The following is a 10,434-nucleotide window of genomic DNA, read 5'->3' on the forward strand; positions in this document are numbered from 1 at the left end:
AAAAAGGTCTTAAAAATTAGTTTTCTTCTATGGAAAGTCGTAATTTCGTCACCGAATTTAAAAATACGATTTATGGAATTAGCAGGAAGAGTGATTGCGGTTCTGGAACCGAAAGGCGGTACATCGCGGAACGGCAACGAATGGAAGGTACAAGAATATGTCATCGAAACACACGACCAGTATCCGCGTCGTATGTGCTTTGATGTCTTTGGTGATGACAAAATCAAACAGTTTAATATTCAAGTGGGCGAGGAGCTGAACGTATCGTTCGACATTGATGCCCGCGAATGGCAAGGACGCTGGTTCAACAGTATCCGCGCATGGAAGGTGGAACGTGTGGGAGCCACTCCTCAGACGCCTCCGGTAGAAGCTCCGTTCCCTCCGGTAAATGCAGCTCCGGCCGATTTCTCCATGACAGACGAGAAAGACGACCTGCCGTTCTAAATGAATACAGAAAATTTTAACCTCCTTTGCTTCTGAAGAAATGAAGTAAAGGAGGCTTTTTTATTGGCCGTAAATAAAGCCGTTGATGAAATTTGGATTGTAAATGTTTTTTATAACTTTGTAAAAACCATATATGATTAAAGTTATGAAAACAAAGTTACTGATAGTCCTGCTCAGCATGCTTGTATGCTTGGGCGGAACTTCGTGTGTAGTGCATCGCCACGCTCCCAAACCGCCTCACAAAAAGGAGATTCCTCCAGGGCATGCCAAGAAAATACGTGGTGAGAAATCCGCGAAGCTCGACGCCCCCGGACATCACAAACATCGTCCGCCTCAATTGTAAAAGAGGAATACACGAAAGTGTAAGGAAATTTACCGATAAACCATTTTATATCTTCTACATTTCGCATGGCAGAACCCTATGTTTTCTGACCGTAAAACCTACGTTTCAGCTATGGGAAATTTAGGTTTTGCGTTCGGGAAACCTGGAAAACGCAATTGCTTTTACTAGAAAAAAATAGAAGTTTCAGAAAAAGCTATTTTCTGAAACTTCTATATACAATACTACACTATCCTGAGCCATGCATTCTGCATGGAAAAATGACTTATTTTGCTCTTACATACATTCCGCCATGCATGTCCTTGATAACATCTGAGCTTACGATTTCAAATGCGGGCTCTCCGCTATAATAAATCGTATTTCCATGGATGGTATATTCTATGCCGCTATAACTTCCGGTTTCGATATTGGTCCAGTATACCGTTTTCCCGTCAGAGGCAGGTATCCGGGCTATTGTCAGCGTATTTTCAAACAATCTGGTTTCCATCGTTACCTCTTTCATCTGTCCGCTGGCATTAAAATGCATACCAAAGCAACTGAAATATCCATATTCCGGATTATTCAGGTAACGGCTGCTGGGTGCATTCTGGCTTTTATATACCTGCATCACTGCAGCATACTCGGAATAAGGATCGTCGTACATCCAGAATCCACTCATGTTGCTCCATGAATAAGAGCTTGTTTCGTCCGATTCTACGCCGTCACCTTTCTTGGATAAAGTCCAAATCTGGTCGTTAGTATCATCTATCAGGTTGTTGCCAGATATGACCAGGTCTAAAGTATAGTAGCCGTCCGTCGGTGTCAGATGTATAACGTTATCCGATACTGTATATTCATAAAATGTATATCGGGTACCGCTGTAGGGCTTATATTCACTTGATCCAAGGGTGTAATTATAATCCCATCCATAACCTTCATACTCCGTCGTTTTTTCTGCTTTGGTAGAAGATGTAAAAACAAGTACCTCCGTACCCGACTCCATACTAAAATCATCCGAGTCAAGCCACTCATAAGAGGACTTCCATTCACTACCTACCAATTGAGAAATTTCAAAAGCTCCCTCATCATCTCCAGAGGAACAACTTGCAAACGCAAACAAACTCAAGGTTGCTGCAAGCATCGAATAATAAAATTGTTTCATTGTTTTATCCTATTTAATTAATTTATAACAAAAGTAGCATGTCCACTCCTGATTGGCAACGGAGAGTTAGACGCATCCTGAACTATAACTTCAAATACCATCACTATCCAGCAGAAATCATCCACTATTCATCAAAAAAATTAAATAGCCTCTAAACCATAAAAAAACAGGTTCTATGTAAATCAGTCAGGAAAACTACTTCGTTTAGTTATATTAACTATAAAAATTAGTTTATCAACTAAAAGTTTTAGTTCTTTGCAATAATCAATTGAAAGGGATATGAAAACACTTACAGCCAAAGAAGAAGAAATTATGGGATTTTTCTGGGAGAAAGGTCCGATGTTCGTCAAACAGCTGGTGGAACTTTACGAAGAACCCCGGCCGCACTTCAATACCCTGTCGACCATTGTAAGGGGACTGGAGGAGAAGGGGTATCTGTCGCACACGTCGTTTGGTAATACCTACCAGTATCATGCCGTAGTGTCGGAAGAGGAATTCCGGCGGAAAACCCTGCGTGGGGTCATCTCCAAATATTTCAACAATTCTTTCTTGGGGGCTGTCTCCTCGCTGGTGAAAGAGGAAGACATCTCGGTAGAGGAACTCAAAGAACTCATCCGTCAGGTAGAAGAGGAACAGAACGAGAAACCGCAATAAAATACTTCTGCCTATGGGAACCTTTTTAGTCTATATACTCAAGTCGGCTGTCTGCCTGGCGATGTTCTATCTGTTCTATCGCCTGCTGCTCAGCAAAGAAACTTTCCACCGTTTCAACCGGATGGCTTTGCTGGGAGTGATGCTGCTCTCGTGTCTGCTGCCTTTAGTAAAGGTGACGGTGGAACAAGCTTCGCCGGTAAATGCACAAGTGATGTCGATGGAAGACTTGCTGCTGATGTACCAATGGAACAGCGAAGCGGTAGTGTTGGAAGAGGGAAGTCGTCCGTTCCACTGGCAGGAAGGGCTGGTGTTAGTCTATTTTGCAGGATTGCTTTTTGTCATCGCCCGTCACCTCTGGTCGCTGGGACGCATGCTTTATCTCATTCGCCACAGCCGGTGTGAAAGGTTGGACAATGGTATCTGCCTGGTAGTTCACCGTCGCAAACTGGCTCCCTTTAGCTGGATGCGCTACATCGTGATTTCGGAAACAGACCTGAAGGAAAGCGGACATCACATTCTGGTGCACGAAATGGCCCACATCCATCACCGTCACTCATGGGACTTGTTGCTGGCCGAAGCCTGTGCCTGGCTGCAATGGTTCAATCCGGCCATCTGGCTGCTCAAGCAGGAGTTGCAGAACATTCACGAATACGAAGCCGACGAAGAGGTTCTCCGTCAGGGAATCAACGCGAAAGAATATCAAATGCTATTAATAAAAAAAGCCGTTGGCGCAAGGCTCTACTCTATTGCCAACAGCTTTAATCACAGTTCACTTAAAAAACGTATCACTATGATGATTCGAAAAAAATCCAATCCGTGGGCACGTGCCAAGTACCTCTATGTACTTCCGCTGGCAGCCGTTACCGTAGCTGCTTTTGCCCGTCCTGAAATCTCCCGACCCCTCGATGAGATTTCAAGTGTCAAAGTTAATGATTTATCGGCAGTTTTGGAAACGTATGCCGATAAAAATGTGTCGAATCCTGCCGAAAAGACCAAACTGAAGATGAAGGTGGTGGATGAAAAAGGAGCACCCATCATTGCAGCAACCGTGCTTGTGGCAAATACGACCAACGGGACCATTACCGACGAAAATGGCAATTTCACGCTGGAAGTCGGCACCGACCAAAGCATCCAAGTGGCCTACATCGGTATGGGTACAGTTACCATGGCTGTCAAGGACTGTCTGAAGAAAGCCGACCAGACAATTGTCTTGCCTGAAGGCGACACAAAGAAAGACGTGAAGGTGTTGGCACACGCTCCGCAAGCTGTGACATCGGCTGACCAGACATTTAGCGTAGTAGAACAGATGCCGGAATATCCGGGCGGTATGCGTGCTGGTCTGGAGTTTATGGCACGCAATCTCAGGTATCCTGCAAAGGCACAGGAAGCTGGCAAGCAGGGACGTGTCATCGTACAGTTCGTGGTAAGGGAAGACGGTTCGCTGAGTGATTTCAAAGTGCTCCGTCCGGTCGACCCGTGGCTGGATGCAGAAGCTATCCGCGTAATCAGCACTATGCCGAAATGGAAGCCGGGCATGCAGGACGGAAAAACGGTCAGCGTGAAGTTTACCCTTCCGGTGACTTTCATGCTGGAGGGAACCAACAACAAGCCGAAAGCAGGCGACAATGACGTCGTAGTAGTGGGGTATGGAGTTCAGAAAAGCGAGGAATCAGTAGATGTGCCGACTATTAAACTCCATAATCCTATGGATGAATTGTTCATTACAGGAGATTTCAAAATAGATTCAGTGGGTAGTTCCAAAGCCTCCGGAATGTCTCCGCTTATCATTATGGACGGGTTGGAAGTGTCTGACGATGTGATAAAGAAGCTCAATCCGAAAAAGATACAATCCGTCAGTGTGCTGAAGAATGAAGCCGCTACCGCAATATATAGTGAAAAAGGAAAGAATGGAGTGATACTCATTACTACCAAAAAGAAATAAAAACACGTTCTATCTAAAAGAAACGCGCAAGGGTATATGAAAATATCCTTGCGCGTTCTCTTTTAGTTTTCAGAGGTTCCTTAAAGTGTGACACCATTCTTGAAAATGGCAATCTCACGGTAATTCTTTTTCTCATTGTTCACAGGTTCTCCGCTGGCCACCTGAATCACATAATCAATGAAACGGCGGCAGGTAGTTTCCATCGGTTCGTTTTCTACGATGACACCGGCATTGAAGTCAATCCATCCGGGCTTGTGCGCCGCCAGGTTGGAGTTGGTAGAAATCTTCATGGTAGGTACGAAGGTACCGAATGGCGTACCGCGTCCTGTAGTGAACAGCACGATGTGGCAACCGGAAGAGGCGAGAGCGGTAGCAGCTACGAGGTCATTGCCCGGAGCCGACAGCAGGTTCAGTCCCTTCGTCTGCAAGCGTTCTCCGTAAGCCATCACACCCGATACGTAACTCTTTCCGCATTTCTGTGTGCAACCCAGTGCTTTTTCTTCCAGTGTAGAAATACCTCCGGCCTTGTTGCCCGGCGAAGGATTCTCACCCACAGGCTCTCCGTGTGAAAGGAAGTATTCCTTGAAATCATTGATCAGGCTCACAGTCTGGTTGAACAGTTCCGTGGTACGGCAACGGTTCATCAGGATGGTTTCTGCCCCGAACATTTCGGGTACCTCCGTCAGCACCGAAGTACCTCCCTGTGCAATCAGATAGTCGGAGAACATGCCCAGCAGCGGATTGGCCGTAATGCCCGAGAAGCCGTCGGAACCACCGCATTTCAGTCCCACGCGCAACTCGGAGAGGGGCACATCCGCACGCTCGTCCTGACAGCATTTGGCATACAGTTCACGCAAGATACGCATGCCTTCTTCGTATTCATCGTCCACTTTCTGAGCCACCATGAAACGGATACGGTCTTCATCGTACGGGCCTACGAATTCGCGGAACACATCGGGCTGGTTGTTCTCACATCCCAATCCCACCACGAGCACGGCTCCGGCATTGGGATGCAGCACCATGTCGCGCAGAATCTTCTTCGTATTCTCATGGTCTTCACCCAACTGCGAACAGCCGTAGTTATGCGGAAAAGCCACGATGGCATCCACTCCCTTGCCTCCGTCCGTCTCACGGCGGAGTCCCTCGGCCAGCTGGTTCACGATACCGTTCACACAGCCCACGGTCGGGATAATCCAGATTTCGTTGCGCACGCCAACATCTCCGTTCCGACGGCGATACCCCTTGAACGTGCGGTGTTCCACCGGAATATCCGTATGCACTTCCACCGGCTGATAGGTATAATCCAGCAGCCCCGCCAGATTAGTCTTGATTTCTTTCTCGCTCACCCATGTACCTTCAGATACATCCGTCATTACATGGCCGATGGGGTAACCATATTTAATGATATTCTCTCCGGCCTGTAAATTCTTCAGCGCCACCTTGTGCCCCGCAGGCACATCCGTACGCAACATGATTATCCGTCCGTCTGCCTCGATGGTTTCCCCGGCATGAAGCGGAGAAATAGTTACCGCCACATTGTCGGCCGGATTAATTCTCAAATAAGTCGTTTTCATATTAATAGCAATGTAATCAGGTTATTCGTTGACGTGTGCATCGAAATAGAAATCGATGTTATCAATCGTAATCAGATTGATGGGCATGTAGTTGCAGTCCTTCACCTTCTTGCGCAGAATCAGGTGGTTGCACAGACATTCAATGCTGTTGTACCCCTGCACGGTAGGTTGCTGTGCAATAATAAAATCAATGCAACCAGCTTTCAGGCAAGCTACGTTGCGGCGCAGCAGGTCGTACCCCATGAGATGAAAGTCCGTACGTCCGTGACGCTGCATGTACTCCCCAATAATATATGCTTTCGAATTGAAGGTAATACCGCACTTCACGTTCGGATGCGCCATAAAAAAGTCATCCAGCAACGAAGCATCTTCACCCGGCTGTTTGGCATAAAGGTTCAGTTCCCACATTTTCAGTTCAGGACAATGTTCCTTCATATATTCATAAAATCCTTCTTCACGATGGAGCTGCTGGTTCGAGCCCAGACGTCCTTCATTTATCTGACGGAAAATGACAATCTCCGGTTCTCCGTTTGCAAGCAGACGCAACATACGGGCGGCAAAATACCCGCTCCGCTGGGCATGCTGTCCATAGAAAGCCAGTGGCTCCAAACGGGAAATATTCGAGTCAATAAATACATAGGGAATACCCGCCTCACGCAGCATGTCTACAAAGCGTTCGGTTTCTTCTTCCACGGTAGGCGAAAGGATAACGCCATCAGGCTGGGTATCCAGAATACGCAGTCCGCTTTCTATAAAGGCACCCAACTCATACTGGTCATAATAATAAGAAGCCAGCGCAACGTTAAAATCAGAAAAACGGGTGATGGCCTGCTGCATGCCTCGTTCCACATCTTTCCAATAATCACCTTCATTGTGTGAAGGGAGCAAATAAGCAAATCTGTATTTCTTGTTCGAAGCCAGCGCACTGGCATACATATTGGGCTGATAGTTCAGCTTCTTCAATATCTCTTCCACTTTGATGCGGCTGGATTCGGACACACCGCTCCGGGAATGAAGTACACGGTCTACTGTTCCCACCGATACTCCGGCCATCTGGGCGATATCCTTAATCCGGATTCTATCTTGCTGTTTCTCCATGCGTTCTACCTTATTATATTGTACAATCTGTGCATTCTGTAAAAATTCATTTTTTTCGATACAAATATATAACTTATTTTGGTTTTTAAAAAATAAACCGTACCTTTGTGTGCGTACACAAAATAGATATTTCAAAAGTAACCGATGAAAGAATCGTTTTTGTGATACGAGTTAAGAACTACATTATTAATCACATAAGTATAAAAATATTTAGCAATGGGAAAAATTGTTACTTTAGGCGAAATCATGTTGAGATTGTCTACACCGGGCAATACTCGTTTTGTTCAATCAGACAGCTTTGACGTAGTTTACGGTGGAGGTGAAGCAAACGTAGCTGTGAGCTGTGCCAACTATGGTCATGAAGCATACTTCGTCACCAAGCTGCCGAAACACGAAATCGGACAGTCGGCTGTAAATGCATTGCGCAAATACGGTGTAAAAACCGACTTTATCGCCCGTGGTGGTGACCGCGTAGGTATCTACTATCTTGAAACAGGTGCTTCCATGCGTCCTAGCAAGGTTATCTACGACCGTGCTCACTCTGCTATTGCTGAAGCTGATCCTTGCGACTTCGACTTTGATGCTATCATGGAAGGTGCTGACTGGTTCCACTGGTCTGGTATCACTCCGGCTATCTCTGACAAAGCTGCCGAACTGACTAAACTGGCTTGTGAAGCTGCAAAACGTCACGGAGTAACAGTTTCTGTTGACTTGAACTTCCGCAAAAAACTGTGGACAAAAGAAAAAGCACAGTCTATCATGCGCCCGTTGATGCAGTATGTAGATGTTTGTATCGGTAACGAAGAAGATGCAGAACTCTGCCTGGGCTTCAAACCAGATGCTGACGTAGAAGGCGGTAAGACCGATGCAGAAGGCTACAAAGGAATCTTCACAGCCATGGCAAAGGAATTTGGATTCAAGTATGTAATTTCTACTTTGCGTGAATCGTTCTCTGCTACTCACAACGGCTGGAAGGCTATGATTTACAACGGCGAAGAATTCTATACTTCTAAGCGTTACGACATCGACCCGATTATCGACCGTGTAGGTGGGGGTGACTCATTCTCAGGTGGTATTATCCACGGCTTGCTGACCAAAGCTACTCAGGGCGAAGCTTTGGAATTTGCAGTAGCAGCCTCAGCATTGAAGCACACTATCAACGGCGACTTCAACCTGGTATCTGTAGAAGAAGTAGAAGCACTGGCTGGTGGTGACGCTAGCGGTCGCGTACAGAGATAATCACTCAACAAACAACATTCATTTAAGGTTAGAAAAAAATGGCTAAATTCGATAAAATTGCAGTGTTGAACAAAATTGGTTCAACAGGTATGGTTCCTGTATTCTATCACAAGGATGCAGAAGTAGCAAAGAAAGTGGTAAAGGCTTGCTATGACGGTGGTGTACGTGCATTCGAATTCACCAACCGCGGTGACTTTGCACATGAAGTATTTGCTGAAGTAGTGAAATTCGCAGCAAAAGAATGTCCGGAAATGGCAATGGGTGTAGGTTCTATCGTAGACCCTGCTACTGCTTCTCTGTACATCCAGCTGGGCGCTAACTTCGTAGTAGGTCCGTTGTTCAACCCTGAAATCGCAAAAGTCTGCAACCGTCGTCTGGTAGCTTACACTCCGGGATGCGGTAGCGTATCAGAAGTAGGTTTCGCACAGGAACTGGGCTGCGACCTCTGCAAGATTTTCCCGGGCGACGTACTGGGTCCGAAACTGGTAAAAGGTTTGCTGGCTCCGATGCCATGGTCTAAGCTGATGGTAACCGGTGGAGTAGAACCGACTCAGGAAAACCTGACTTCATGGATTAAGGCAGGTGTATTCTGCGTAGGTATGGGTTCTAAGTTGTTCCCGAAAGACAAGGTAGCTGCTGAAGACTGGACTTACGTCACAGAAAAATGTAAGGAAGCATTGGCTTACATTGCAGAAGCTCGTAAATAATACAGAAATTCATTTTGTTTAAAGGTGTATAAGTGAGAAGCCTCGCAATGCCGAAAGGATATTGCGGGGCTTTCTCATGCTCATAGATGAAGGAATATTCATGAAAAAATACAAAAACGAATACTTCCTGCATGGATATGTGCGCGAAAAGACCTATCTTTGCATGAAATTTTTCGCGAAATATGAAAATTAAGGAAATTGTGAATGCCCTTGAGATATTCGCGCCTCTGCCTTTACAGGACGGATTCGACAATGCCGGACTGCAAATCGGATTGACAGACGCGGAAGCTACAGGGGCTTTGTTGTGTCTGGACGTAACCGAAGCCGTGGTAGATGAAGCCATCGCACTGGGGTATAACCTGATTGTATCTCATCATCCGCTCATCTTCAAAGGCTACAAGTCGATTACCGGACGCGACTACGTGGAACGCTGCATCCTGAAGGCTATCAAGAACGACATCGTGATTTTCTCGATGCACACCAACCTGGACAACGCACCGCAGGGCGTCAACTTCAAGATTGCCGAGAAAATCGGACTGAAGAACGTAAGAATCCTGGAACCGAAAGAAAACCAGCTGCTGAAACTGGTCACCTTCGTGCCGCAGGCACAGGCCGACGAGGTACGTAATGCCTTGTTTGAAGCCGGATGCGGGTGCATTGGCAACTACGATTCCTGCAGCTATAACCTGGAAGGAAAGGGCACTTTCCGCGCACAGCCGGGCACACATCCTTTCTGCGGAGAAATCGGCCAGTTGCACGAAGAGCATGAGGTACGGATTGAAACTGTACTGCCGGCATTCCTGAAAGGAAAGGTGCAGAAAGTTCTCGTCGAAGCACATCCATACGAGGAACCAGCCTACGACTTCTATCCCTTACAGAACGAATGGACACAGGCAGGAGCAGGCATCATTGGTGAACTGGAAGAACCGGAAACTGAAACTGATTTCCTGCGCCGGATAAAGAAATTGTTCGAAGTGGGCTGCGTGAAACATTCGCGCATGACAGGACGCCTCATCCAGACCGTAGCACTCTGCGGAGGAGCAGGAGCCTTCCTGCTGCCCAAGGCCGTAAAAGCCCATGCCGACGTGTTCCTGACGGGCGAAGTGAAATACCACGACTATTTCAGCTACGAAAACGACATTCTCATTGCAGAGATAGGACACTACGAAAGCGAACAATATACAAAAGATTTATTATATTCAATCATACGGGAAAAGTTTCCGACACTCGACGCCCAGCTGACGCGTGTCAATACCAATCCCATAAAATACTTGTAGAAAACTATGGCTAAAGAA

Annotated in this window: 10 protein-coding genes; 7 read left to right on the forward strand and 3 right to left on the reverse strand. The window is 46.4% G+C overall.

The features are described 5' to 3' along the window. Positions 1-72: 72 nt before the first annotated feature. Both ACMJ0U_RS00110 and ACMJ0U_RS00115 read left to right on the forward strand, forming a co-directional pair. Complete coding sequence (locus ACMJ0U_RS00110) at positions 73-444, forward strand: DUF3127 domain-containing protein (RefSeq protein ID WP_417127364.1); 372 nt, start codon at positions 73-75, stop codon at positions 442-444. A 145-nt stretch (positions 445-589) separates the two neighbouring features. After that, entirely contained in the window at positions 590-787 is a 198-nt protein-coding gene (locus tag ACMJ0U_RS00115) for a hypothetical protein (RefSeq protein WP_417127365.1), read from the forward strand. A gap of 262 nt (positions 788-1,049) precedes the next feature. Here the strand turns inward: ACMJ0U_RS00115 and ACMJ0U_RS00120 are convergent, their stop codons facing one another. Further along, on the reverse strand, positions 1,050-1,925 hold the full coding sequence (locus ACMJ0U_RS00120; protein ID WP_417127366.1) for a hypothetical protein: 876 nt from the start codon (positions 1,923-1,925) through the stop codon (positions 1,050-1,052). 279 nt (positions 1,926-2,204) lie between these two features. On the opposite strand from ACMJ0U_RS00120, the gene ACMJ0U_RS00125 reads away from it, so the two are divergent. After that, positions 2,205-2,579 (forward strand): BlaI/MecI/CopY family transcriptional regulator, encoded by a 375-nt coding sequence (locus tag ACMJ0U_RS00125; RefSeq protein WP_417127367.1) that lies wholly within the window; start codon positions 2,205-2,207, stop codon positions 2,577-2,579. 13 nt (positions 2,580-2,592) lie between these two features. Beyond that, positions 2,593-4,521 carry a TonB family protein gene (locus tag ACMJ0U_RS00130; protein ID WP_417127368.1) on the forward strand — a complete coding sequence of 643 codons (1,929 nt, stop codon included), beginning with the start codon at positions 2,593-2,595 and terminating at the stop codon, positions 4,519-4,521. An 80-nt stretch (positions 4,522-4,601) separates the two neighbouring features. On the opposite strand, the gene ACMJ0U_RS00135 is transcribed toward ACMJ0U_RS00130, so the two are convergent. Together ACMJ0U_RS00135 and ACMJ0U_RS00140 are read right to left on the reverse strand one after the other, a co-directional pair. Further along, positions 4,602-6,095 (reverse strand): UxaA family hydrolase, encoded by a 1,494-nt coding sequence (locus tag ACMJ0U_RS00135; protein ID WP_417127369.1) that lies wholly within the window; start codon positions 6,093-6,095, stop codon positions 4,602-4,604. Positions 6,096-6,116: 21 nt separating this feature from the next. Then, positions 6,117-7,193 carry a LacI family DNA-binding transcriptional regulator gene (locus ACMJ0U_RS00140; protein WP_417127370.1) on the reverse strand — a complete coding sequence of 359 codons (1,077 nt, stop codon included), beginning with the start codon at positions 7,191-7,193 and terminating at the stop codon, positions 6,117-6,119. Positions 7,194-7,409: 216 nt separating this feature from the next. Here ACMJ0U_RS00140 and ACMJ0U_RS00145 point away from each other — a divergent pair, with 216 nt between their 5' ends. From ACMJ0U_RS00145 to ACMJ0U_RS00155, 3 genes are all read left to right on the forward strand, one after another. Continuing rightward, the gene (locus ACMJ0U_RS00145; RefSeq protein ID WP_417127371.1) at positions 7,410-8,432 is read left to right on the forward strand and encodes a PfkB family carbohydrate kinase; all 1,023 of its coding nucleotides are present in this window, start codon (positions 7,410-7,412) and stop codon (positions 8,430-8,432) included. A 38-nt stretch (positions 8,433-8,470) separates the two neighbouring features. Continuing rightward, the gene (locus ACMJ0U_RS00150; protein ID WP_007558337.1) at positions 8,471-9,139 is read left to right on the forward strand and encodes a bifunctional 4-hydroxy-2-oxoglutarate aldolase/2-dehydro-3-deoxy-phosphogluconate aldolase; all 669 of its coding nucleotides are present in this window, start codon (positions 8,471-8,473) and stop codon (positions 9,137-9,139) included. Between the two features lie 182 nt (positions 9,140-9,321). Next, positions 9,322-10,416 carry a Nif3-like dinuclear metal center hexameric protein gene (locus ACMJ0U_RS00155; protein ID WP_417127372.1) on the forward strand — a complete coding sequence of 365 codons (1,095 nt, stop codon included), beginning with the start codon at positions 9,322-9,324 and terminating at the stop codon, positions 10,414-10,416. The last annotated feature ends 18 nt before the right edge of the window (positions 10,417-10,434 follow it).

Source organism: Phocaeicola sp., from assembly GCF_048170425.1.
Taxonomy (GTDB): Bacteria; Bacteroidota; Bacteroidia; order Bacteroidales; family Bacteroidaceae; genus Phocaeicola.